Here is a 25,381-nt window from a genome sequence, read left to right as displayed (position 1 = left end):
AAAAGTAATGTCTATGATTGAATAATCAAAGCTTATTTAGATTAATTACGTATAGTTTTTAACAAATTTTTAAGGTTTGGTTTAGCGTATAAATAATAAAACCCTGTTTATACAAACAGGGTTTTGCTTTTTTATATAAAAAGATGCTATAAAAACTCTTTTTTAAGGAATTAAGTTATTTAACTTCAATTGAGTAAGTTGCCATTTTCCAGATTTCATCGTATTTTTTCCCATTATGTTCACCAGCACTTTTTTCTGTGTGAGCAAATTCTACCATATATTGTCCAGACCAAATAGGAGTAAATTCAAATTGTCCTTTTTCGTCAGTATATAATTCTTTTTCCCAACCGTTTGGAGCTATTACTTTTATTTTTTGCTTTTTGGCAGCAGCACCATCATATAATGCAAATCCAGATATTTTTACATTTTTCTTAGCGATATCGGCATTTTCAGAAAACACACCGATTGTATTTTTGTTTGCTGTAGCATTATTACCTGCAGTTTTGTTCCCAACAACAACATTGGCGCTTGAGTTATAATCTAATTTCATTGTGCCGTATACATCCTTTACAGTATGTTGCATTACTACTGTATAAACTCCATCTTCCTCTGGAGTAAAAAAGGCTTGGTATTTTTTCTCTAAAGCTGTTGGAGTTAATTTGATTTCTTTTTTAGATGGGCTTATCAATACTAAAGAGAAATCTTTTAAATCCGAAAACCATTTAGCAGCAGGAGTAATATCATTATCTGAGAATTCGCCAAAGTATATTGAAATTTCTTGTGGTTTTCCTTTTGTTCCAGTTGCTTTAGTTTCGATCCAAAGAGCGTGAGCAAATAATTGTGGGCTTAGTATAAGAGTTAATAATACTAATAGCGTTTTTAAAGAGCTTAATTTCATGATGTAAAATATTTAAGTTAATTTTTGTTTTTAATTTTTATGGTGATTAAAATTTATAGGCAACAGTTAAACGTGCATTAGTTCCTGCTTCGGTTTGCCAATCATAGTAACCGTTATAGATTCCTCCTGAATATAGGTATTTGTTTAAAATGTTGTTTACTATTACGTTAAAAGAGATTTTTCCTTTTTGGTAAGTAACACCACCATCTAAACGGAAATAATCTGGTAAGTTTTGTTGAGAACTATTAGATACAAACCAAGGAGATCTGTCTATTTGATATTGGTATCCTAATGAAAGTCCAAAACCATTTAATACGCCGTGATCCATTTTATAATTAATCCAAGTGTTTTGGATGTGTTTTGATGTACCTGGAACTTGTGTACCTACTAAAGCGGGGTCTGAATCTTGAGTAACTTTTGCTTGAGTAAAGGCATAATTGATAACTACATCTACATTACGAATAATTTGCCCTCTAATATCAAGGTCAAATCCTTTTACTTTTTGTTGTCCGCTTTGTCTGCTATATTGTTTAGCACTAGTCGAATGTTCAGGATCTGCAGTTAGTACATTATTTTTAGTGATTTGGTAAGCCGAAATTACAGAATTCCATTTACCGTTTAACCAATCTCTTTTTAATCCTAACTCTATGTTTGTCCCTGTTTGAGGGTCAAAACTATTCCCTTGCCAGTCGGTTCCGTAGTTTTCGGTAAAAGCTTCATCTCTTACAAAGTAAGCGGCAGTATTTTTATCGATAGAATAACTAATTCCTAAACGTGGAGTAAATTTACTATCTTTAAAAGAACCTGTATAAGCAGTTGAAGTTTTTAAAGTTGTATAGCGCCCTGCAAGTGTTACACGAAGTTTATCTTCAAACATTCCAAGTTCATCTTGTACATAAAATCCGGTGTATCCATTTTGGTATTGAACACCTCTTTCTCTAATATCTTTGCTTCTGTCGAATTTAGGCATTTTATCTGCAGGAACATTCCCGTGTATCGGGTTGTAAATATCAAAAGGAACAATGTTTCCATCGGCATCATAACCATTAAGATCCGCAGATTGGCTCCAGTCATGATAATATAATTTATCGCTCATGTCTAAGCCACCTAATATTTTGTGGTTTATAGGTCCAGTTTTTACTTCGCCATTTACAAACATTTGTCCCGTTTTGGTTATTCCTAAAACATCCCATATAGAAACTTTACGATGCAAAATACCACTTTTAACGCCTAGGCTAGGATCTGGATCGAATGCATTCCAGGCTGGCCACATCGACATTCCTTCTTGCTTGTAATTAAAATAAGCACCTTGAGCAGTGAATTTCCAATTTTGATCAAGTTTATGTTCTAAAATAGCCAAAATGCTTTTGTCATTCATGTTGGTCGGGTCAAAATTAGGTTCCCCAGTTGTGAAACTCCTAGGCAATTCGGCAAACTGTTTATTAGAGAAAACATAGTTAGAACCAATTATATTTACTTGCGAGAATTGTTGAGTATATTCTAAAGTAATAGATGTTTTATCGTCAACAAGATATTTTAATACAGGCGCAATAGAGTAGCGGTTGTTGTAATCATAATCACGGTGACTTTCTTTCATTTGTCCCATTACATTGATTCGATACAATAATTTTCCATCCTTAGATAATTTTCCATCAAGATCAAGAGTTCCTCTATACATATCAAAGCTCCCCAAAGTAAGATTCATTTCTCCTTTTGTACGTCCGCTTGGTTTTTTGGTAACCACATTATAAAATCCGCTTGGGTTTCCGTTAGCCATCATAAATCCAGCTGGTCCTTTTACAAATTCAATACGTTCTACCATACTCATATCTTCAGTAAGAGGTCCCCAATCGGTACTTACGTTCATACCATTTCTAAAAGCTGCAACCTGGCTACCTCTCATCATGATATTGGCATAAGTGTCCCAATGTTCTACCCTTGTTACACCACTTACATTACGAGTAACTCCTTCGAGCATATCATAAATTTGTTGATCTTGAATTAATTTTCCAGTAATAACCTGAATGTTTTGCGGGATTTCTATAATTGCCGATTGTAAGCGAAGTGATGATGAAACCCTGTTAGTCTTAAAAGCACTTTTATTACTTAAAACTACAACTTGGTTTAGCTCCGTATTAGATAAAGTAAGTTGAACATTTGTAGTAATCGTTTCTCCAGCAGCAACAGTAACTTCTTGCTCAACATCATTATATCCTACCAAGGTTATAATTAATGTTTGTGTTCCTACAGGTACTTTTTTTATTTCGAAAACACCATCATTATCTGCGATAGTTGCTTTGTTTACCCCTTTAATAGAGATAGATACTCCTTCGGCAGGTTTGTTGTCGTTTGTAAGGACTTTTCCTTTGATATTACCAGATTCCTGAGCAGAAACGGCTGTTATTGCAAAGAAAAATAAAACTACAATAAATAATATTTTAGTTATTTGTTGGTTTGGATATTTCATTATTTAAAATATAAAATTTGGTTTTAGGTTTAAATTGTGTTTGGTTTTTGAAATATGCAGCAAATGTAAAATTTAATATTTGTTTAACAATGCTTATTTAGACTAATTATTAATAATATTTTGAAATATTTATATAAAAATTTTAATGTTGAATTAAAAAAATAGGCGAATTATATTTTTATTTATGAGGTAGTTACTTCTTTTACTTTCAGTAAGCAATGGGATAACACTTAATAAAGCTTAATTTTGCAGCTTTTATAAATTGAAATTTGCAAGATGATTGTATCGTATTTTAAGAAATTACAGAATTCCCCAAAAGGATTTAGACTAGCCAATACCGTATTTTTCTTTGTATCAGGATTCGGATATTCATCTTGGGCGTCTCGTATCCCAAATATAAAAGCACAATTAGGTTTAAGCGAAGCAGAGTTTGGAGCAGTTTTATTTGCATTTCCGATAGGCTTAATGTTTACAATGCCATTTACAGGAAAGTTATTAAATAAATACAGTAGTAGGTATTGTATGCTTCTTGGAGCAGTTTTATTTAATATTGTTTTGGCATTACCAGGTTTTAGTGCTTTTGTTTGGCAGTTGGTAATTATCCTATTGATATTTGGAGCTTCGCGAAATATTCTCAATTTATCGATGAATGCGCAAGCTTTAGAAGTTCAGAAACTGTATCCAAAATCGATTATGACACGATTTCATGCTGTGTGGAGTTTGGCAGGATTTGCAGGAGCAGGTTTGGGATATGTTATGGTTGCACAAAATATAGCACCATCGTATCATTTACTAGGAATAAGTGTTGCTATGATGGCAATTACAGCCTGTTTTTACCCAATGAGTATCCATACAGAACCAATTCCGGATAAAAAGAAATTCTTTTCGATGCCTGATAAAAATTTGATAAAGTTTGCTTTAATCTGTTTTGTTTCGATGGCATGCGAAAATACGATGTATGACTGGAGCGGAATATATTTCCAGAATGTATTACACGCTTCGTCAAAACTTACTACGGCAGCATTTGTGTTTTTTATGACAGCTGTTACTTTAGGTCGTTTTTTTGGAGATTATGCAGTACAAAAACTAGGTGTAAAACGCATCTTGTTTTACAGCGGAATTTTTATCACAATAGGATTTTTAATTTGCTTTTTATTCCCTTTTATTTACCCAACAATATTTGGCTATCTCTTAATCGGGATTGGAGTTTCTTGTGTTGTTCCGTTGGTTTTTAGTATTGCCGGACAATCAAAAACCTTGAGTAATGGCTCAGCATTAACCTCTATTTCGACTATTGGATATCTTGGATTTTTAATAGTACCACCAATGGTTGGTTTTATATCCGAATTTCTAAACATGAAATGGGCCTTCTTGATTATGGCTTGTCTAGGCGGACTTATGATTTTTATGGTCAATAAGATCGGGGAGGAGGAATAGTTTTTTAAAGATGCTAAGATTCTAAGTTGCTGAGGTTCTAAGTGAGAAAGTTTTTTTTGAAGCATCAGAGGTACAAAGAATCTAAGCTATTAAACTACAATATCTTTGAATGCTAACTAACGATTTCAGATTTCGTGTGAATAAATAAAAAAAATATCTTCTTTACATCTGAAATCAAAAACCGTTAGTCAAAAATCTTAAATCATTTCTTTAGCGCTTTAACAAGTTCGATGATTCCGTATATAATTAAGTGTAGTATTAGAAATACTAAACCATAAAATAAGACGGATAAGGAACCTCCATATTTAAAATTTTCTTGATTCGAAAAAATATAAATCATGAAAAGGGTATAGACTGAAAAGACTATTAAATTTATCTTGAAGTTTTTCTTTTTGGTTAAGAAGAATCCTAAACTAAAATAAAGAAACACAACAATATAGCTTAAATACAAAAATGAGAATTCGGAGTCAGTTGGAAACATTCAAAATGTATTTATTAATGTTGAATTTCAGGTTTATGCTTATTCTTTATATTTGGTTATATCAAAATTATACATGAAGTTATTTAATTGACCATTAGAACTTTCAAGACCAACAATATCCATAAGTTCTTCAAAATAATGGCATATTCTTTCCCGATTTTCAGTGTCAATTTCAAGATAAATTTCAGAGAATCTTTGAAGAGCTTTTTTTATGGCATTTTGATAATCCTCATCAGTTGCATTTTTTGATCCTGCAATTTGTTTAAAATCATCTGTTGCCAAATTAATTTTGTCAGTTAAAATAGGTTTCAATTTTTCATCGCCTATTCCTGGATAAAAAATTGTCATATCTTCTATAAACTTTTCTTTGTTTTTAAATTTTTCAAACTTACTCATTGCGTCAGTGGGCGTTTTAATTTGACTTTGTCCACAGGATGAAAATATAAGAGTTACAAATACTAAAAAGATATTTCTTATTTCTTTCTTCATTACTACTTCTTCACCATTACAAACTTCTCGGAAGCTAATTTTCCTTGTAGTTTCCCTGAAATTTCTGCGGTTAAAGTATTGTTTGCATCTTTGGTATAGCTAATTTTTTGTGGATAATCGTGTTTTGGATTTTCAAAAACTAATTCTTTCTCGGTCGAAGTAGTTAACTCAAAAGCAACTGCTTGATCATTATTTTGTCCTTTTACAGTAGCGTTATAAGTTAAGTCTTCGCCTTTTTGTTGTAGTTTAATCGATTCAAAATGAATGGTGTCTTTTCCTTTTATAAAATAAGAACTCCCTTGAAAAGTACTATCGTTTACTTTACTCCATGTTTCGGTTAAGGTTCCTTGTGGAGAAACGTTTTCCCATTTTCCGATAAGCCAATCGGCAGTTTTTATTTTGTCTTTTTCTGGAGTTTCAGCATTTTTACAAGAAACAACAGCCAATAAAAGTAGTATGAAAGTAATTTTTTGAGTCATTATATATTTATGTTTGATGTTATTTGGAAGTACTAAAGTATGAAAAAAAAGTTAGCCACAAATTTCACTAATTTATTTTGAAACTTGTCACAGATTTAAAGGATTAAAAAGAATTATTGTTTCACGCAGATTTTGCAGATTAAGGCAAATTTAATTTTGATTTAAAATTATATAAATCTGTGAGTATCTGCTTAAATCTGTAGAATCTGCGTGAAAAAAATCGTGACGAAAAAATCTTTTTAATCTATTAAATCTGGTGGCAAAAAAACTAAACGTTTTCTTGTAAAATAGCGTAAACTAACTCTTTAGTAGGTTTTTGATCTTTTAGTTTTTCTCTAACTACATCAAAAGTTACTTTAAAATCACAACCCAGTTTATAATCACCACAACCATAAGCGGTTTTCCCTTTCATGATTGTTCCTTTTTTACATTTAGGGCATATTAATGAGTCGGGTGTCGCTGCTGAAGCTGCTTTTGGTGTTGCTTTCTTAGGTTCTAGTTTTAGTTTGTAATTTTCCTCAAAACGAATTAAACCTTCTACTGTACCAGCATCGGTTTTAAAGCCTTTTATGTTTACTGTTGATCCTTTTTGGACTAATCTTAAATATTGGTTCTCGGATATTTTTTTGTCAGCAAAAGTATAAGGCAATACAAAATCACAACCTGCTTTATAATTGCCACAACCGTAAGCAGATTTTCCTTTTATAAGTGTTGCTTTTTGGCATTTCGGACAGGTTTCTGCCAAGATTCCTGCTGCTTTCTTTTTCTCGACTGTCGCTACTTGTTTTTGAATACTTTGTGCATGCGAAATATTGGCGTGTCTGGTTTCGCTTCGAACTTCATATACCAAGGCTTCAACCATGCGTTTCATATTGATAATAAAAGCACCAGCGGTAAAAGTTCCTTTTTCGATATCTTTCAACTGTTTCTCCCAAGAACCGGTAAGTTCTGCCGATTTTATTAATTCATTCTGAATCGTATCAATAAGCTGAATTCCTGTTGGTGTTGGTAAAACCTGTTTTTTGTTTCGAACAATATACTGACGTTTAAACAGCGTTTCGATAATATTAGCTCGGGTAGATGGGCGTCCGATGCCGTTTTCTTTCATTAATTCGCGTAAATCTTCATCATCAACCTGTTTACCTGCGGTTTCCATGGCACGTAATAATGTTGCCTCAGTAAACTGATTGGGTGGTTTGGTTTCTTTTTCTAAAAACGAAGGTTCATGCGGTCCTTTTTCTCCCACAACAAAACTGGGTAATAAATCGGCTTCTTTTTCTTTTGCGTTAGGATCTTCAAAAACAACACGGAATCCTTTTTTTAAGATTTCTTTTCCTGTGGTTTTAAAGTGCACTTCGGCTGCTTTTCCTATTACTGTTGTATTGGCAACCAAACAATCATCATAAAATACGGCAATAAATCGTCTTGTAATAATATCATAGACTTGCTGCTGATTGTATTGTAAATTAGATTGTACGCCAGTTGGGATAATTGCGTGGTGATCCGTTACTTTTTTATCGTTGAAAACCTTAGGCGATTTTTTAATCTTTTTTTCTAAAAGTGGTTGGGTCAATGCGGCATAATTGGTTAAATTTTGCAGAATACCAGGTACTTTCGGATAAATATCATTTGGTAAAAATGTAGTATCAACTCTGGGATACGTAACTACTTTTTGTTCATACAAAGTTTGCACAATCTTAAGCGTTTCATCTGCCGAGAATCCAAATTTGGTATTGCAATATACTTGTAAACCTGTTAAATCAAATAGTTTAGGTGCAAATTCGTTTCCATTCTTTTTTTCAACCGAAACAATTTCAAACTCGCTTTCTTTGACTTTATTGGCTAAGAGTTCTCCATCTTCTTTTTTTAAGAAACGCCCTTCTTCATAGCTAAAAAGTGTTTCTCTATATAAAGTTTGTAGTTCCCAATAGGGTTGAGGTTTAAAATTCTCGATTTCTTTCCAGCGATCTACAACCATTGCCAGTGTTGGCGTTTGTACCCGACCAATAGACAATACTTGCTTGTAACCACCATGTTTTACGGTGTACAAACGAGTGGCATTCATACCCAATAACCAGTCGCCAATAGCTCTGGAAAATCCGGCATAAAATAAATTATCGTAGTTGGCAGATGGTTTTAAGTTTTCAAAACCTTCTTTTATGGCTTCGGTAGTTAAGGACGATATCCATAAGCGTTGTACTTCGCCTTTATAGTTGGCTTCATTCATCACCCAACGCTGAATGAGTTCTCCTTCTTGTCCAGCATCCCCGCAGTTTATAACTACTTCGGCTTTGTCAAATAAACTTTTTACAATCTTAAATTGTTTCTGGATTCCTGAATTTTCCACCACTTTGGTCTCAAATTTCTCGGGAAGCATAGGTAGGTTGTTCAAATCCCAGCTTTTCCAGTGTGGTTTGTAATCGTTAGGTTCTTTTAAGGTACATAAATGCCCAAAAGTGTAAGTTACGGCATATCCGTTGCCTTCATAATACCCATCGTGTTTGGTATTGGCTCCTAAAACGGATGCGATTTCGCGTGCTACACTTGGTTTTTCAGCAATACAGACCTTCATTTTTCTCCTTCTTATTTGAGGGCAAAATTAACGATTTTTTATAAGAAAGGGGCAAAGGTTCTTAGGAACAAAGGCACAAAGGTTCTTTTTAAATATCGTAGAGGCGCAATTTTTTTGTTTCACGCAGATTGTTAAAAGATTAGAGCAGATACTATGCTGTGCATTCTATGATGAAAAACAAGTAAAAAGAGTTAAAATTCAAGATGCAAATTTATAAGTATTTATATAGGGAGTTTCTCTAGTTATAACAGCGAAAATTCTGCTTATAAGTTTGCATCTAATATTATTTAAAACCAACATTGAGTTTTTACCTTCCGCTTTTTTCTTTTTGTAATATTCTTTTAATTGTGGATCATATTTTAATGTTGTCATAGCACACATTTGCAATAATGACTTCATTTTTTTATCTGCCATATGATTTACTCTTGTCCTTCCTTTTACACTCGAACCTGAACTATGTTCAAAAGGCGCAACACCAGAATAACAGGCAAATTGTCTCCAGTTTTTAAAAGCTGTAAATCCTTTTGTTGCAATAATCAAATATACGCTGGTTTGTTCTCCCAATCCAGGAATCGATTTGATAAGTTGAGCTTGCTTAGTTAATTGATCGTTTGCTTTGATGACTTCTTTAATTTTTGACTCAATTTTATGGATGGAATTTTTAATAGATTTGACAAGAGTTTGGTTAATTTGTGATACTTCTTTAAAAATTATTTTATCCGTGAAAGCTTTACTTTCCTTAGTCGCTTGTAGAAGTAATAACGCTTTTAGCATTTTCTCTCTTTCAGTATAAAGAATTTTTAATTTCTGAATATCCATGCTTGCGAAAGCGAATAGTTTTAATTTATCTATATTTCTATAACTGTAATAAGAAATATCTTTAGCATCAGTTTTGTCATTTTTTCCTCTTGAAATTCCTTTAGATTTTTTTATTTCAATAGCGGGAACAATCCATAAATCTAGATTAAGTTTCACTAAAACACTTGATAAATGATTGGTATAAACACCTGTGTTCTCGCAACAAAAAAGAGTACATCCTTTATCAACTTTTCTATCCAGTTTTTTAATAAAAATAGAAATACTCTTAATATTGTTTTCTATGATAAAATGCTCTGATTTAAGAGTTAAAGAATCAAGAATATTAATATCCAATTTTGCTTTTGATACATCAATACCAACATAAAATAAATACTTTTTCATAACTTTGAATTTAAGATGAATAAAAATGTTGAACTTCTTTAGAGCCTTTATTAGACCGCCATGTCTATCATTCTATTTGAAGCAATTCAACGGGATTCAAGGAGAAGGCAGAGGACTAATGCACAGCATGGTTCTTAACTAGCGAAGTCTAAAGTTCACCTCTGCTTTCCTTTGAATAAAATTAAAGTTTTTTATCTAATCCAAAGTAAAGGCAAAGTCTCCTGACTTCGTACCCTATATAAAATAACTCAAAGTTTTTTAATGTTTTTATGGATGCTGTGCGAAGTCTCCCGACTTCGTACCCATTATTAATTTCCGCAACAGTTTTCAAACTTAATACTGATTGTATCGAGCAAAATTATTCAAATTTTGTGTGTCAACGATAGGAATATCAGCTTTTACAATTTTTAATAAGCCTGTATCAGAAACATAATTACTGGCACTGGAATAAGTATAATGTGATGCTTTTTCGACAATTCCAGCACGAACAGGATTAAGATGAATATAATCCATCTTTGACCACATAAATTTATTACTATAAATTTCTTCGGGATGACTGCCGTATTGCCAAAACTGATAATTTTTGTTTCTAGAATGACTTTCGGTTGCTAATATAAAACGTTCCAACATCCATTCTCTTCTACTCTCAGGTTCAGATTTTATCTTTTCTATAATTTTTGTAGCAGTAAATTTTTTAAAATCTCGAAGTAAATCCGACAATTTTCCATTGTCAGATTGCACTATCATATGGATATGATTACTCATAATCACATAACCATAAAGAACCATGGATTTGTTAGTAATGCAGAAATCTAAACATTCTATTATGATATCTCTGTAGTTTTTTCTAGTAAAAACATCAACCCAATCAACAACAGTTATTGTTATAAAATGTGGTAAAGTTTGGTTTCTTATTTTATATCCGCCTTGCACAATTTTTTATTCAAATGTAGTGTTTTTTCTTACATTTGTTAATATTGGTAGTTGCTTATTGGAATGGGTGCGAAGTCGGGAGACTTCGCCTTTACTTTGGATTAGATAAAAAACTTTAATTTTATTCAAAGGAAAGCAGAGGTGAACTTTAGACTTCGCTAGTTAAGAACCATGCTGTGCATTAGTCCTCTGCCTTCTCCTTGAATCCCGTTGAATTGCTTCAAATAGAATGATAGACATGGCGGTCTAATAAAGGCTCTAAAGAAGTTCAACATTTTTATTCATCTTAAATTCAAAGTTATGAAAAAGTATTTATTTTATGTTGGTATTGATGTATCAAAAGCAAAATTGGATATTAATATTCTTGATTCTTTAACTCTTAAATCAGAGCATTTTATCATAGAAAACAATATTAAGAGTATTTCTATTTTTATTAAAAAACTGGATAGAAAAGTTGATAAAGGATGTACTCTTTTTTGTTGCGAGAACACAGGTGTTTATACCAATCATTTATCAAGTGTTTTAGTGAAACTTAATCTAGATTTATGGATTGTTCCCGCTATTGAAATAAAAAAATCTAAAGGAATTTCAAGAGGAAAAAATGACAAAACTGATGCTAAAGATATTTCTTATTACAGTTATAGAAATATAGATAAATTAAAACTATTCGCTTTCGCAAGCATGGATATTCAGAAATTAAAAATTCTTTATACTGAAAGAGAGAAAATGCTAAAAGCGTTATTACTTCTACAAGCGACTAAGGAAAGTAAAGCTTTCACGGATAAAATAATTTTTAAAGAAGTATCACAAATTAACCAAACTCTTGTCAAATCTATTAAAAATTCCATCCATAAAATTGAGTCAAAAATTAAAGAAGTCATCAAAGCAAACGATCAATTAACTAAGCAAGCTCAACTTATCAAATCGATTCCTGGATTGGGAGAACAAACCAGCGTATATTTGATTATTGCAACAAAAGGATTTACAGCTTTTAAAAACTGGAGACAATTTGCCTGTTATTCTGGTGTTGCGCCTTTTGAACATAGTTCAGGTTCGAGTGTAAAAGGAAGGACAAGAGTAAATCATATGGCAGATAAAAAAATGAAGTCATTATTGCAAATGTGTGCTATGACAACATTAAAATATGATCCACAATTAAAAGAATATTACAAAAAGAAAAAAGCGGAAGGTAAAAACTCAATGTTGGTTTTAAATAATATTAGATGCAAACTTATAAGCAGAATTTTCGCTGTTATAACTAGAGAAACTCCCTATATAAATACTTATAAATTTGCATCTTGAATTTTAACTCTTTTTACTTGTTTTTCATCATAGAATGCACAGCATTGAGAAATTAGAGTGGTTTTTTATTCAAACTTCTTGTAGTTTTTATTCCAATAGTTCTCTATATAATCCCATTTGTCGCTGTAGTAACCAGGTTTTCTTTTTTCAGAGTATATTCTTTTTCTCGAATCTCCTTTTGTTTTATAAATGAATATGCCATTTTCTTTTTCTTCTTCACATCCAATTCCTTCAATTTCTCCAATCTTGATTACTTTAAAGTTTTCAATCTTAAATAATTCACTTCCCCAGTTTATATCAGCACATCCGCTTCGATGGTAAGAATACCAATATTTTGTGTTCTTGATTTTAGTTGGATTTGGATAATTAGAAAAATCTTCGACAGCTTTAAAAATTTTATTGTTTTTGTCATAAAAAATCAACTCACTAACTCCACCAACATTAGTGATTTGGTCAAGTCTTATATCTAATATGCCATTATTATCAAAATCTTCAAAGTTAAAACCATTTGTAGCATAAGTATCATGCACATAAATAGTATCCTTTTTACTATTTAATATAGAAAGGTTCATTTGTTTATCGTCTCTTGGGTCATTTTGGATAACAATAAACTTTTGCAAATCAATTTTTAGCGTATCAATTAGTACCGGATATGTTTCATGCGTAGAATCTGGTTTTCTTTCAGCCACATTTTTTATCGGTTTACTATCTAATTTTTGAAAGGCCTTAGCGGCTTGCTTATTTTGATTTTGATGGCAAGATGCTAATATGAATAAAATAAGGACCCTATATATCTTTATCATTTCTAGATTATAATGGTTTGTTATGCTTTAATTTTTTCAAGTTGTTCAATGTCTAATACGTCACTCAATTTATTTAGGCTTGATTTAGAAAATCTTCTGAAAGCTAATTCAATAAAAAAATATCGAATCATAACTACTTGAAGAATAGCCACGACAACAAAAATGATTGTAAATTTTTCTTCACTAAATATAATTTGAGAAATTAGAGCTAAAAAAGGAAAGCATAAAAATATACTTAATATAATTCGGAAGGCTTTATTTATTTCTACATGTACTTGTCCGTTTTGGTTCTTAATTTCTCCCGTTAAAACACAAAAAGCGCCTCTTCCAATTTCTGATGAGATTATCCTAAATGAATTATTTTTAACGATTCCTCGAAATGATTTGTCGGTTATTTTTGAAGTCAAGTTTTTAGAAAATTCTGTTCTTCGTTGTAATCGATCAAGGGCATTAGTTTCTTCTCCAATTATTTTGAAAGTGTAATCGCTTGTTGGAAATAGTTTCATTTTTTTATTTATAATTGAGTTTAGCATTGTGATGTTTTCGCGAAGGCGAGAAGCTTCAAAGTCTTTAGAAATTGTTTTATCCTGTCTTGATGTTTTGGTATGTTCTGCCGACAATATTGCAAAAAATATTCTGATGAAAACCGAACACCTAGCCCTGATGGGAACGGCATCCTTTTTCTGGCTTCTTTAGCCAGGAAAAGATACAGTGGACGACAGGAAATAGCTCCTTAAGGTTTTAAAAGTGAGAACGTTTTAAGTTAACAATCGGTTTCTAAAATTACTCTTTTTTTCTTCTATCTGTTAGATATTTTCGAACCGGAATATCATATAAAACCATTGTAAGATAGGCGATACCCACCAGAAGAATTGTTCCTATGATTATAATAAAAGTGAGTTGGCTTGTATCTGGTTTGTATTTTGTGTAATAGCCTGCAAACATCCACATTACGGCATAATGCGTCATGTATAAAGGATATGATATTTTCCCGAAGAAGATGCATAGTTTTTTGAATACTGGTGCCAGCGTTGCTCCAGCTCCTAATACGATTAATAAAGGGAAATAGAGTAATACAACGATAGGTTCTGTAAGCCAATTCCAGCTTGAAAACGGTACTAAAAAGGCTAGAAGTAGTAATACGGATAAACCTATGAATCCTAGTTTTGATTTAATAATCCAATTAGATCGATAAATAAGCATTCCTGCCAAAAAGGAATACGAAATACGAGCACATCCATCCCAAAAGTTTTCTCCGCTCCATCCGCCCATTAACGAACCTCCCGCACGATGACTGACAAAACAGATTCCTGCTGCAGCAAAAATGGTTAGTAAAAACAGGGAACGACGGCTTAATTTATATAAGAAAAGTGCATATAGAATATTGGCTACATATTCCCAAAACAGAGACCAACCTGGTGCATTTAAACCAAATAGATTAAAATAACGATCTGCCATTACGGGGAAAGGAATAAGGAAAACGGAAGCCAGAAATATGAGAATCAGCTTGCTTGTTTCGTAAGTTCCAGATTGACTGCCAAAAGGATCGAAAAGGAAAGCCAACAATCCTAACACTGAACCAAAAATAACTAAAGGATGTAACCTGATAAGTCTTAATGTGAAAAAATCGGTAATTTTCATTTTATCAATTCGGTCATGATACGCATAAGCAATAACAAACCCAGAGAGACAAAAGAAAAAATCGACTGCTAGAAATCCGTGGGCGATGAAGTTTTCGTTGGGAGGATAAACTATTTCCATAAAATGAAAAATTACTATTGCCACTGCGGCTATTCCTCTTAATCCATCAAGGATTTCAAAATGTTGTTTTGGTTTTAAAACGTTGGTTTCTGGTTTTGTCATGGTTAATAGTGTGGTATTTTAATAATGTGGTTTATAAACTCAATAATAAGAATTTACAATCTGTTTTCACAAAGATTGATTTTTTCTGTTTATAAAAAAAGCTACAGAAATTATTTTCTTGTAGCTTTTTTGTGTTGTGTTTTAACTTCGATTCCTTGCATTTTCACGAAAGTGAAAATTGCAGCAGTTGTGACTTTAAAAAGCGGAGTATTATTTTACTGATTTATCAATTTCATTTAGGTCAAGTTTATATAACCAATATCGTTTTCCGAGGCGTTGGTCTATTTCTTTTAAAATTTTAAATCCTAAACTTTCATAAATATGCCTTGCTTTATCCATAATCTCCGAAGTATGAAGGGCAATAACTTTTTCATTGTTCTGTTGTGCAATGTTAATGCATAAGGTTGTTAGTTTCTTTCCAATTCCTTGCCCTACAAAGGTTGGGTCGACGGTTACGAAACGGATATAAGACCATTCTTTGTCATAAATATCAGTTGGGTTGCCTTTAGGAACTAAAAACGCCATTCCTACTATTTCGTTTTTGTCTGTCGTGCTTACTATGCAATGTGATTTGTCAAGTAATTCGGTATAGGTACTATCATCCATCAAGGTATCAGATAAATTTCCCCAATTTTCGGTTGTTAGGTTTTTCTCAAATTGTCCCCAAGATTTTACAGCCAATTTTTTTAAACCCGCTAAATCGGTTTTAGTTCCTTTTCTATAAGTTATATCCATTTTTATTTAACTGATGTTATTTGAGCTTGTTTATAGTTTATAAACCATTTTAAATATGTTTTTGAAGCTTGATCCTCTACGAAGTCGGGAGACTTCGCAGAGCGGAGATTTAAATAAAATTCATAAATAAAAACCGCTACAAGAACACTCTTGCAGCGGTTTAATTAATTTGTAATATGCATAGTTTTTTATGGCAGAACAATTTATTTGAAACTTAATTTAAATTCAACTTTACTTATTTCTTCAGGTTTATTAGATGTAAATTTTATATTTTTTATTTTATCTAATTCTACATCTATTTTTACCGTAGAATTTACTTTTGCTTTTTTAATAACTGCAGTATTTTTAATTAGTGTTTTCATACTATTTTCTTTTAATAATAAATCCGTAAAAATCACCGTTTGAATCAAAAGGAACATCAAAAATATCTCCATTTTCATCTTCCATTGCACCAAAGATATGAAATGTTTCAGACAATTCTTTAAGATTTAGCGATATAGCTCTTCTGTATAATCGTGTTCTTGCTTTAGTACTACCTCTAATAAAAATATTTCTGTCTGGATATATTTCGGAAAATGTATAAGCAGATTTGGCAACAGTAGCTAGAACTACATTTCTATCTCCATTATCACTTACAGCTAAATCATCAATGATATATCTATTTTGGGCTGGGTCAAAAATTAAATCTCCAAAACCTAAATTGTATAATGTTTTATTTTTTGTCTTTGTATAAGCAATGCCTTTAGATATTTCGCCACTAGTTCCAATACTTTCAAATCTGAAGAGAGTTGAATCTGTGTTTGTAAGCAAATCATATTTTGGAATATTCATTATTAAAAATTAGTATCGCAAAAATACATTGTTTTTTATAAATATTTACTTACAAATAAATTTGTTCGATTTTGAGATTTTTATACTTTAAAAACATCAAGTTTTTTGATCCAGAAAATTCCTGATTCTAGAAACGTAAGTTTAGTTTTAATTACCTGATCTGTTTTATCTCTAGGGTTTTTGGTTATAAATCTAGCTTTAGAATTATTAAAATCCAATGTATATTTTTCATCAAAGTCTTCTTTTTTATCTGAAGAAAAAGTGATTACATTGTCTTTTGCATTCCATTTTCCTTTTCCGTATTTATCTACTTCAGGAGGATTTCCGCCTTTAATTTTTGAATAGGAATGAAATAGGAAAGTTCCGTCTTGATTTAAGGTTAGTTTATATTCGATTTCATGTTTTCCTTCTTCACTAAGTGTACGATTATAATCGCCAACGAACGGAGTCGATTGTGCAAATAATGTCAGGTTGAAAATTAAAAGTAAGGTGGTAATTAATAGTTTCATTGGTTTGGTTTTATTGGTGTTAAAAATGGATTGTTTATGTTGTCGTATTATTTTGATTTGGTGTTAATAAATAAAAAAAGCCTATTTTAAGAGGTTTCATATATCTGAAATCAAAAATCGTTAGTCAAAAATCTTAAATCATTTTAAAATTATTGCTTAGCTTTATGACTGCTCACGCCAAGAGTCATCATTATGTCCTTTATTTATTATCCGTTAGATATAAATTTGCAATATCTTCTATAAAATGTTGTGGATTTCCTCCTTGTAAATTGGTCAAAATAACTACTGAAACATCATCTTTGGGATAAATATATAAAGCGTTTCTAGCCCCGCCTAAAGCAGTAATTACAGGGTTTTGATCTCTTAAATTGGTATCAAAACCAATTGCGATTCCGTTGGTTGAATCGGCTGGACCTGGTTTTTTTCCATTGTTTAATAGAGTAGGAGTCCAAAGTGTTTTTAGGGTTTCGGCTTTAAGTAAAGTATTGCTTTGTAAAGCAATAACCCATTTTGCCATTTCGGTCGCGGTAGAATATATACTTGCTGCTGGATATAAATTTGTTGGTATAACTTCGTAAACATTGGTTAAACTACCATTTCTGAAATAAGAATAAGGTCTGGCTGAGTGATTCACTATTTTATAATAATCTCCTAAACCGGCTTTGATGGTATTTTTCATACCTGCTTTTTCAAATTGATTTTCTACAAGGAATTGCTCATACGATTTTCCGCTTATTTTTTCGATAATCATTCCAAGCAGCATGTAATTTGTTTGGTTGTATCTTCGATCTTCTCCGGGCTGAAAAACCACAGGTAATTCTGTTATCTTTTTGAATAAAGTTTTACTGTCTTCAGACAACATATGTTCTGGCGATTCCCAAATATCAGGAACTCCAGATGTGTGGGTTGCTATTTGTTTTACGGTAATGTTTTTCCAGGAGTTTGGCAGACTGTCCAGATATTTAGAAATAGGATCTTCTAGTTTTAATTTACCCTTTTCTACCAATTGCATAATGGCAACACCCGTAAAAGCTTTCGCCATCGAATTAATGCTAAAAACAGTTTTATTGTCAACACGTATGGAATCCTGAATACTCGCTAAACCATAATGATTTTTTTTAACGATTTTATTGTTTTTGATTACTGCCAATTGTAAACCCACAATTTTATTTTTTTGCATCAGCTCTTTTATTGCAAGATCAACCTCGTCTGATTGGGAATGAATGGAATTGCTAAGGGCAAAAAATGATAGTAAAAACAGTTTTTTTTTCATGGTTTTGGTTGGTTTATTTGGTTAGTTTTTTATGGTTTTAAAAACTGATTGTTTACGGAGGGAAGAAACTATTTTAGAAGTTGAATTATTTCGTTATTCTTTGTTTCTTCTGCGGCTTTTAAAGCTGTCATTCCGTTATCATCTTTGATGTTTTTATCGGCACCTTTATTTAATAATAATTTTGTTAGCTCTATGTTTTGGTTTGCTGCTGCCCACATTAAGCATGTCATTTTAAAACCATCTGTTTTGTTGATATCAGCACCATTTTCGATTAAAAATTTTGAGATTTCAAGCTCATTATTCATTACAGCTTGCATTAATACAGGGATATAAAATGATTGGTTTATTTTTCGGATATAATTAGCTTGCGATTTATCTTTTTCTACAATCTTTTTTACAGCATCTAAATTATGTTCAAAAATGGCTTTAAAAAGTTTTTCTCCAGATTCCTGAGAATACGTGCTTATTGAATATCCTAATAAAATTAAAAGTAATAATTTCTTCATCGAAATGGTTTTTGTGAGGTTTGTAAATGTTGGTTAATGTTTGGTTTCTTGGTTATTAGTGGTTTATTGTGAGTGATTTACGAACGAAAGACAGATAAAGATAACGGGTGAAAATTTTTTAAATCGTGAGATTTGTATTTTTAACGATAAAATCAATTGCCAATTTTACTTTCTCAGGTTTTGTCAAGGTAAAAATCTTTTTTCTATTACTATCATTTTTATCGATCATTAATAGAGTAAAACCAATTACTGAATGATTTAAATCAGGTTCCCAATTATGAAATTCTTCAATGTTGTATGAATAGGCATAATTCGTTGAAAATTTTCCTTTAGCTATAAAAATTTGTTGAAAATTAGATGTCTCAATTAGCTTTTTTGTTAAAGTAAATCCAAACAAAAAAACAACCTTATAAAGTTTTTGATTTTCTATTAACAAACCTTTCTTCGTAAATAAAATAGCAATGAACAGTAGATTCAAAAGAAATAAAATTATTTCAATAGGATAATAAGATTTAAAATCAACCGAGTTTAACATTCCAAGAAAAAACATTCCAGTAATAAATGTCAAAATAATCAAATTTTGAAATTGTCTAAAGTCTAATTTTTTTTCTAAAATAACTTTCATTTTATAAATCTTTAATTAAATCGCTTGGATTTATCAATACCGATTGATTTTTAGAGATTTAAAATTATGACGAATATAAAGTTAAAATTTCTAATTTAATAATCTTTTTTTTATGCGTTCAGTTGAATACAACCGATTGTATACGATCACATAAAAGTAATCTGTTACTTGTAATTTCGTCTATGTAAAAAATAAGATAAAATCAATTGAAATTCAATCATGGAAATAAAACATAAAGAATCGGTTGCAGAATTATTAAATTCAATGAATAAAGTAGAATATTTCAAAAAACTAAAACCTGAGAATGGTATTGACAATTTGTTTAGCGTAACACTAAAAGTATCTTGTTATAACGAGCTAAATTTAATGGTTTCAGACCTTCTTAAAGCAAGTATTATTTTGCTTAATGAAGATGCTCGAAATTTATCAAGTTTAACAACTGTAGCCGATATTAATGTAATGACTTTGCTTGAAATTGCTTTGCAGCTTTTGCCTGAGGAAGAAATGGAATTATTGGATGATTTGCATAAGATTCATTTGAAGGCTATTGCAGAATAAATATTATTGAAAGGCAAATCATTAAAATTTATAATGTTGTAAGAAGTCAGGAAACTCGAACAGTGAGGAGTTAAAAATCAGTCTTCTTTAACACTGGATAAGATGCCAATTCCTCTGATTAAGCCTTCCATTTCAGATGAAGTATTAACGCTTTCCAAACCTCTGAGCTGACTTTTGTCATATTTATCAAATATCATTTTGGCTCTTTCATATGATTCGGGAAAATCTTTTTTATTTTGTTCGAGAAAACTTAATGAAGCTAAAATGAAACCTTCATGAGTAAAATTATCACTTTTTTGTTCAATTAATAAGCTAGCAGATTTAGAAATTTTTTCAGCTCTATTTATTTTAGAGTTTTGATAATATATGTATGTTGACAAAAAAAGTAAAATTATTGTAAAAATAATTTTTATTAACGTTTTATTTCTCCATTCTACTGGAAAGAAAAAAGCAACTATTCCTAGTAAAGCACTTAAAAAACCTAATATTGATATTGTATCCATAATTTAATAGTTATTTGTTTAGCGAGATGTAAATGTAATGACTTTACTCGAAATTGTTTTGCAACTTTTGCCAGAGGAAGTGATGGAATTATTAGATGTTTTGCATAAGATTTATTTAAAGATTGATGCAATTGTCTCTAGATGATTTACTAAAACCTGAATATCTTTATAAAATAGAAAAAGGTACAGGATTAAGCTGCACCTTTTTGAATTCTTAATTTTGATTATTCTGCTTGTGTCGGTAAGATGAAAGACTTAGTTATTCCAAGGACTTCATTGACTTCAAGAGAAAAATTATTTGTTTTTCATGATCATTAAAAATTTGTGTAATGACCGTCACAGGTATTTGATCATTTTTTAGTTGCTCTAATACCATTATCCCATGTGGGTTTCTGGCATCTTCATTATTAAATCTATGAACGTAAAAGGAGCAGCTTTTCATATTTATTCTTCGGAGATTGTCATCATCAATGTTGCAAATTGCCCTAATGTGATTTCTCCAAACTGCACCATTTTTTGACCATTTGGGAATTCCATGGGCTTCAAATTTTTCGTTTTCCCAGCCTTTAGCAATGAATCCTTCATTATCAGGATACACATCTCTACCAGCTCTATTATAGATAGGGTTGTTAGAGTATCTTCCAAGTAATTTGAAATTTGAACCTTCATGTTTATATAAACTTACTCTACCGCTACCATCCGATTGGATAAAGAAGTCATGAAATATTTCACGAATGTTATCACTACATAATTTATAATATTCTGCCTTAACCGCTTCAAATTTTCTATTTGCTGAATTGAGTTCGTTATAAATCAATTCGTAAGATTTCTGCTTTTCTTTTTCAAAATAGGTCAACAAAATGCTGACAATAGCAAGTACAATTCCAATAGCTACCAGCCAATTATTAATATCATCCCAAGATTTATTAAGTATAACTTTATTAGAGCTTCCATTTTTTATATCAGCAAGCAAAAGTATATATCCAGAAGACAATGTAAAAAGCTCTGCTTTATGGTTTAAAAAGATATTTCTAAAAAAGGGAATTGCCCATAGAATTAATATTAATATGATATAACCTAAAATAAAAAAAATATCTACTGACATATTCAAAAATTAATTGTGCAAACATAATATATTTCTTAAAAGATATTAGTTCATAAAAGGGAATTTTTCTGAGTTTTAGTTAACTTGTTTATATGTCTTGTAAGACCTTGTTAACGAAGCATCTCGACTGTGAAGCTGTTCTATATTTCAAGCTTATTTTGTTTGTAATTAGCAATCGAAGTCGGGAACTTCAATGAATTGGTTAAAAAAAAGATTTATCTATGTTTTTTAAGGTCTTTACCAATTCCTCCACTAAGAAATAATGCATCATTAATATTTAAGTATCTATTAAAAGTATTTATAGGAACAGTTCTTCCACTAGAAATTATTTGAATAAGTATTCCTAAAAGAAATTCAAAATTATCTTTTGGCCTAGGAAAAAAACATATCGAATCAGCATCTTTGATAGTATGTACAATTTTGTTTTGTTCTTTATCTATATACAATAATAGACCATCATTTAATATACTTATCAGATTTATTTCCTCACCAATTATTGTTTTGTCTAAGTGATTTTCAAATTTATCTATTAAAGTGTTAGGTTTTAATTCTAATTTACCACATAAAGCAAAACAGAAAATCTGATCTAATAGCTTACTATTTTGGTCAAAATTTTCAGAAGGAGTGCATTCGATGGAAATTTTAGAGTTATAACTCCTAAATGAATAATATGCTTGATTAGTTAAAATACCAATTGTTTCTTCAGAATGTCTTTTTAATTTTTTTACTGATATTGCCTTTTCAAATATGTTTTCTAATTCTTTTGAATTTAAGGTAGTTTTAATTTCTCCAGCAGCAATAACACCTTCGCAAGGATAATAAGTAGTTTCTGCAGATTCGTTAATGCAAAAAACTGGACAAAATTCTTTTTCATAAATAATTACATCCATTTGTTTACTGGTATTGCCATAACTATCGATAATACATCCAGAACCAATTCCTACAGAATTAGGTAATAACATCTCTAATTTTCTTATAACTTCTTTTTCTTTTGCGCTCCCTTTAAGCACAGGTGTTGTGGCATTACTTGCAAAATCAAAATTCCTAATTAACTCATCAGCAAGATGATTAATATATTTTTTAAAATCGAATGTCATGTTCTTTGATGTTAGTTAATTGATTACGGTTTTTAAAAAAACTCGCTTTATAGCACGGATTTTTAATCTGTGTTTATAAATATTATTTTTTACTTTGAATTCCTTAATAGGTGTTCACAAAGTTTTTTTGTGGTTTGAAATATCTATGTCCATCAGTCGGGTTACATTGATAGTCTGAATTGCTCGATTTTTTGTCCCGATAGCGCGGATTTGAAATCCGTGCCCACAAAGATTGATTGTTTCCTCTTTGAGTATTAGTATTATGTGTCTCACTGTTACGGGCACGGATTGCAAATCCGCGCTATCAAACGTAAAGATATATCCGCGGCATCTGGGTTATATTGTAAATCTGTATAATCGGGTAGATAATTCATAATATTAACTTGGTTGTCTATTGGGCTCTCTTGTCTTATAGCTGTTTATGAACTTTAAAATCAAGTCTTTTTGGCTAAATTAACACACGAATTAAACCTATTATTTTACAAAATTTGAAATATGACAAGTATGTTTTACTCAGTTTTTATTCTGTTCCAATGGGTTTTATATGTGTTTCTTGATTTTTAGATAGCTCTTCTTCAATTTTATTTTTCTGATTTTCTAGTCTTTCTTTTTCTATTCTCGAATTCCAAATTAGAAATAGTTTGATTATATTAGAATAGTTTTTTTTATTTGAAGATAATGGTAAAATAATAGGTAAGTATCTTTTAACTGAAATACAGTATGTATGGCCAATTGATAAGTATCCAATTTGTTCGTCTGCGACTCCACTAACAAAAAACAAAGAAAAGCTTTCAAGGGGATTTAATAATTTTGCAATATCTAATGAAAAAATTTTTGTCTTTTCTTCATCATTTTCGAACACTGGAAAAGTTAGAATATCATTACTTGTAATAGTAACTTTTGTTCTTTCAAAAAATTTGATTTGATTTTCTTTTACTTTTGTATCTAAAGTATTGATCAATGGAATTATTTGGTCCATATAGTACGTGCATTTTTCAGCTGCAACTTTAAAAGCATCTCTTTTTGAGTTTAATATTCTACTTTTTCTAGCTTCAATTACTTGGTTACGAGATTCTTTTATTTGTTTTAATCCTAAGAAAGCAAAGACCGCGATTATTGGCCCACTTAATAAGTAAATAATTTCTAAAACGTCTTTGAATGTTTGCATTATAATTATTTTTTTTGATTCTTCATTTAAATTGAAGATAGTTTATATAATTAAATAAGATTTCCTAAATCTATATAGAATAGGATGTATATATGAAGTTTTATTTCATTTTTGTTATCTCTTCAAATATATAAATTAACAACGATAATACTAATAAAAAGAGTATAATTTAAAATATTTCCCAAAACTATCGAGTTTTAATTTAAGAATTTTACTGAAAACCGTAAAATCTCTTTTTATTACAAATGTCCTAGCCCTGATAGAAGTGAAAATCCTTTTGTGAAGCTTTAGCGGAACAAAAGATTGAAACGGATAGCAGGATAAAGCTCCTAAAAAAGGCTGTAATTGGGTTAAAAATTGTTGTGAAATTGTGGTTAAAAAACTCAGAACTTTAATGATAGAATTTTAAACAAAAATTTTGTAATTTTGCAGTCCAAATAAAGGACTTATAAAATGTTAGATAGACTTCAAATAGTAAAACAACGTTTCGACGAGATTTCGGATTTAATCATCCAACCGGATGTTATTGCGGATCAGAAACGTTATGTGCAATTGAATCAAGAGTACAAGAACTTAAAAGCATTGGCCGAAAAACGCGACGAATACGTGCTTTTGATGGCAAATATAGAAGAGGCAAACGAAATTATTGCAGACGGTAGCGATGCCGATATGACCGAAATGGCAAAAATGCAATTAGACGAAGCTAAGGAGAGATTACCTGAACTGGAGGAAGAAATTAAGTTTATGTTGATTCCTAAGGATCCTGAAGATGCCAAAAATGTTATGGTAGAGATTCGTGCTGGTACGGGTGGAGATGAGGCAAGTATTTTTGCTGGAGATCTTTTCCGTATGTACACTAAATATTGTGAGAACCGTGGTTGGAGAACTTCGGTTGTAGATATGAACGAGGGTACATCAGGTGGTTTTAAAGAGGTTATCTTTGAGGTTACTGGTGAGGATGTTTACGGAACATTGAAGTTTGAAGCTGGTGTGCACCGTGTACAACGTGTTCCTCAGACTGAAACTCAAGGTCGTGTGCATACATCGGCAGCTACGGTTATGGTGCTACCAGAAGCCGAAGAGTTTGATGTACAAATTGATATGAACGATGTACGTGTTGACTTTTTCTGTTCGTCAGGACCTGGAGGACAATCGGTTAATACAACTAAATCGGCTGTGCGTTTAACGCATATTCCAACTGGTTTGGTGGCTCAATGTCAGGATCAGAAATCACAACATAAGAATAAAGATAAAGCGTTAAACGTATTGCGTTCTCGTTTATACGAACAAGAATTAGCCAAAAAAGAGGCTGAAGATGCTACTAAGCGTACTTCGCAAGTAAGTTCGGGTGACCGTTCGGCTAAGATTCGTACGTATAACTATGCGCAAGGTCGTGTAACCGATCACCGTGTAGGTCTTACTTTATACGATTTGGGTAATATCATGAATGGTGATATCCAAAAGATTGTAGATGAATTACAATTGGTAAATAATACTGAGAAATTAAAAGAAGCTTCGGAAGTTTTTTAAAAAAAGGTACTGAGGTA

General features: G+C 31.2%; 25 protein-coding genes. 4 read left to right on the top strand and 21 right to left on the bottom strand.

Annotation, left to right across the window (positions count from 1 at the left end; translation table 11 throughout):
* Nucleotides 1-175: 175 nt before the first annotated feature.
* Both AC3IPI_RS23050 and AC3IPI_RS23045 read right to left on the bottom strand, forming a co-directional pair.
* Nucleotides 176-898, bottom strand: a complete 723-nt coding sequence (locus tag AC3IPI_RS23050; protein ID WP_489156039.1) for a DUF4198 domain-containing protein — start codon at nucleotides 896-898, stop codon at nucleotides 176-178.
* Nucleotides 899-944: 46 nt separating this feature from the next.
* The gene (locus AC3IPI_RS23045; RefSeq protein ID WP_489156037.1) at nucleotides 945-3,365 is read right to left on the bottom strand and encodes a TonB-dependent siderophore receptor; all 2,421 of its coding nucleotides are present in this window, start codon (nucleotides 3,363-3,365) and stop codon (nucleotides 945-947) included.
* 276 nt (nucleotides 3,366-3,641) lie between these two features.
* Here AC3IPI_RS23045 and AC3IPI_RS23040 point away from each other — a divergent pair, with 276 nt between their 5' ends.
* Nucleotides 3,642-4,802: an MFS transporter gene (locus AC3IPI_RS23040; RefSeq protein ID WP_489156035.1), complete on the top strand. Its 1,161-nt coding sequence runs from the start codon at nucleotides 3,642-3,644 to the stop codon at nucleotides 4,800-4,802.
* A 520-nt stretch (nucleotides 4,803-5,322) separates the two neighbouring features.
* On the opposite strand, the gene AC3IPI_RS23035 is transcribed toward AC3IPI_RS23040, so the two are convergent.
* The 5 genes from AC3IPI_RS23035 to AC3IPI_RS23015 form a co-directional block, all read right to left on the bottom strand.
* Entirely contained in the window at nucleotides 5,323-5,772 is a 450-nt protein-coding gene (locus AC3IPI_RS23035; protein ID WP_489156033.1) for a DUF4844 domain-containing protein, read from the bottom strand.
* Between the two features lie 2 nt (nucleotides 5,773-5,774).
* Nucleotides 5,775-6,251, bottom strand: coding sequence for a DUF6265 family protein (locus AC3IPI_RS23030; protein WP_086894566.1), 477 nt, complete (start codon nucleotides 6,249-6,251; stop codon nucleotides 5,775-5,777).
* Between the two features lie 268 nt (nucleotides 6,252-6,519).
* Nucleotides 6,520-8,823 carry a type IA DNA topoisomerase gene (locus tag AC3IPI_RS23025; RefSeq protein ID WP_489156030.1) on the bottom strand — a complete coding sequence of 768 codons (2,304 nt, stop codon included), beginning with the start codon at nucleotides 8,821-8,823 and terminating at the stop codon, nucleotides 6,520-6,522.
* Between the two features lie 198 nt (nucleotides 8,824-9,021).
* Entirely contained in the window at nucleotides 9,022-10,023 is a 1,002-nt protein-coding gene (locus tag AC3IPI_RS23020) for an IS110 family transposase (protein ID WP_489155974.1), read from the bottom strand.
* Nucleotides 10,024-10,356: 333 nt separating this feature from the next.
* Complete coding sequence (locus AC3IPI_RS23015) at nucleotides 10,357-10,956, bottom strand: REP-associated tyrosine transposase (protein ID WP_489156028.1); 600 nt, start codon at nucleotides 10,954-10,956, stop codon at nucleotides 10,357-10,359.
* A gap of 300 nt (nucleotides 10,957-11,256) precedes the next feature.
* Between AC3IPI_RS23015 and AC3IPI_RS23010 the strand changes: the two genes are divergently transcribed.
* Nucleotides 11,257-12,258 carry an IS110 family transposase gene (locus AC3IPI_RS23010; RefSeq protein ID WP_489155974.1) on the top strand — a complete coding sequence of 334 codons (1,002 nt, stop codon included), beginning with the start codon at nucleotides 11,257-11,259 and terminating at the stop codon, nucleotides 12,256-12,258.
* A gap of 65 nt (nucleotides 12,259-12,323) precedes the next feature.
* Here AC3IPI_RS23010 and AC3IPI_RS23005 read toward each other — a convergent pair whose 3' ends face one another.
* The 10 genes from AC3IPI_RS23005 to AC3IPI_RS22960 form a co-directional block, all read right to left on the bottom strand.
* Nucleotides 12,324-13,061: an XAC2610-related protein gene (locus AC3IPI_RS23005; protein ID WP_489156026.1), complete on the bottom strand. Its 738-nt coding sequence runs from the start codon at nucleotides 13,059-13,061 to the stop codon at nucleotides 12,324-12,326.
* 20 nt (nucleotides 13,062-13,081) lie between these two features.
* Entirely contained in the window at nucleotides 13,082-13,567 is a 486-nt protein-coding gene (locus tag AC3IPI_RS23000; protein WP_489156024.1) for a hypothetical protein, read from the bottom strand.
* Between the two features lie 277 nt (nucleotides 13,568-13,844).
* Nucleotides 13,845-14,924 (bottom strand): acyltransferase family protein, encoded by a 1,080-nt coding sequence (locus AC3IPI_RS22995; RefSeq protein ID WP_039111125.1) that lies wholly within the window; start codon nucleotides 14,922-14,924, stop codon nucleotides 13,845-13,847.
* Nucleotides 14,925-15,134: 210 nt separating this feature from the next.
* A complete protein-coding gene (locus AC3IPI_RS22990; RefSeq protein ID WP_489156021.1) occupies nucleotides 15,135-15,659 on the bottom strand; it encodes a GNAT family N-acetyltransferase in 525 nt (174 codons plus the stop codon).
* 203 nt (nucleotides 15,660-15,862) lie between these two features.
* Nucleotides 15,863-16,021 (bottom strand): hypothetical protein, encoded by a 159-nt coding sequence (locus AC3IPI_RS22985; protein WP_165572080.1) that lies wholly within the window; start codon nucleotides 16,019-16,021, stop codon nucleotides 15,863-15,865.
* 1 nt (nucleotide 16,022) lies between these two features.
* The gene (locus AC3IPI_RS22980) at nucleotides 16,023-16,490 is read right to left on the bottom strand and encodes a DUF6934 family protein (protein ID WP_039111122.1); all 468 of its coding nucleotides are present in this window, start codon (nucleotides 16,488-16,490) and stop codon (nucleotides 16,023-16,025) included.
* An 80-nt stretch (nucleotides 16,491-16,570) separates the two neighbouring features.
* On the bottom strand, nucleotides 16,571-16,999 hold the full coding sequence (locus AC3IPI_RS22975) for a copper resistance protein NlpE N-terminal domain-containing protein (protein WP_039111121.1): 429 nt from the start codon (nucleotides 16,997-16,999) through the stop codon (nucleotides 16,571-16,573).
* Between the two features lie 199 nt (nucleotides 17,000-17,198).
* Nucleotides 17,199-18,272: a serine hydrolase domain-containing protein gene (locus AC3IPI_RS22970; RefSeq protein ID WP_489156018.1), complete on the bottom strand. Its 1,074-nt coding sequence runs from the start codon at nucleotides 18,270-18,272 to the stop codon at nucleotides 17,199-17,201.
* 68 nt (nucleotides 18,273-18,340) lie between these two features.
* Nucleotides 18,341-18,778 (bottom strand): ankyrin repeat domain-containing protein, encoded by a 438-nt coding sequence (locus tag AC3IPI_RS22965; RefSeq protein ID WP_489156016.1) that lies wholly within the window; start codon nucleotides 18,776-18,778, stop codon nucleotides 18,341-18,343.
* A gap of 118 nt (nucleotides 18,779-18,896) precedes the next feature.
* A complete protein-coding gene (locus AC3IPI_RS22960; protein WP_489156014.1) occupies nucleotides 18,897-19,403 on the bottom strand; it encodes a hypothetical protein in 507 nt (168 codons plus the stop codon).
* A gap of 219 nt (nucleotides 19,404-19,622) precedes the next feature.
* On the opposite strand from AC3IPI_RS22960, the gene AC3IPI_RS22955 reads away from it, so the two are divergent.
* A complete protein-coding gene (locus AC3IPI_RS22955; RefSeq protein WP_489156012.1) occupies nucleotides 19,623-19,961 on the top strand; it encodes a hypothetical protein in 339 nt (112 codons plus the stop codon).
* Between the two features lie 77 nt (nucleotides 19,962-20,038).
* On the opposite strand, the gene AC3IPI_RS22950 is transcribed toward AC3IPI_RS22955, so the two are convergent.
* The 4 genes from AC3IPI_RS22950 to AC3IPI_RS22935 all read right to left on the bottom strand — a co-directional run bounded on the left by AC3IPI_RS22950 (nucleotide 20,039) and on the right by AC3IPI_RS22935 (nucleotide 23,834).
* Nucleotides 20,039-20,464: a hypothetical protein gene (locus tag AC3IPI_RS22950; RefSeq protein WP_489156010.1), complete on the bottom strand. Its 426-nt coding sequence runs from the start codon at nucleotides 20,462-20,464 to the stop codon at nucleotides 20,039-20,041.
* Nucleotides 20,465-20,723: 259 nt separating this feature from the next.
* Complete coding sequence (locus AC3IPI_RS22945; RefSeq protein WP_489156008.1) at nucleotides 20,724-21,569, bottom strand: hypothetical protein; 846 nt, start codon at nucleotides 21,567-21,569, stop codon at nucleotides 20,724-20,726.
* Between the two features lie 215 nt (nucleotides 21,570-21,784).
* Nucleotides 21,785-22,666, bottom strand: coding sequence for a DUF6602 domain-containing protein (locus AC3IPI_RS22940; RefSeq protein ID WP_489156006.1), 882 nt, complete (start codon nucleotides 22,664-22,666; stop codon nucleotides 21,785-21,787).
* 520 nt (nucleotides 22,667-23,186) lie between these two features.
* Complete coding sequence (locus AC3IPI_RS22935) at nucleotides 23,187-23,834, bottom strand: hypothetical protein (protein ID WP_489156004.1); 648 nt, start codon at nucleotides 23,832-23,834, stop codon at nucleotides 23,187-23,189.
* 453 nt (nucleotides 23,835-24,287) lie between these two features.
* Here AC3IPI_RS22935 and prfA point away from each other — a divergent pair, with 453 nt between their 5' ends.
* Nucleotides 24,288-25,364, top strand: coding sequence for a peptide chain release factor 1 (prfA, locus tag AC3IPI_RS22930; RefSeq protein WP_489156002.1), 1,077 nt, complete (start codon nucleotides 24,288-24,290; stop codon nucleotides 25,362-25,364).
* Nucleotides 25,365-25,381: the final 17 nt, after the last annotated feature.

It is taken from the genome of Flavobacterium sp. GL_143, assembly GCF_057834355.1.
The sequence above is the reverse complement of the archived record's forward strand: the minus strand, read 5'-3'. Positions and strand labels throughout refer to the sequence as shown.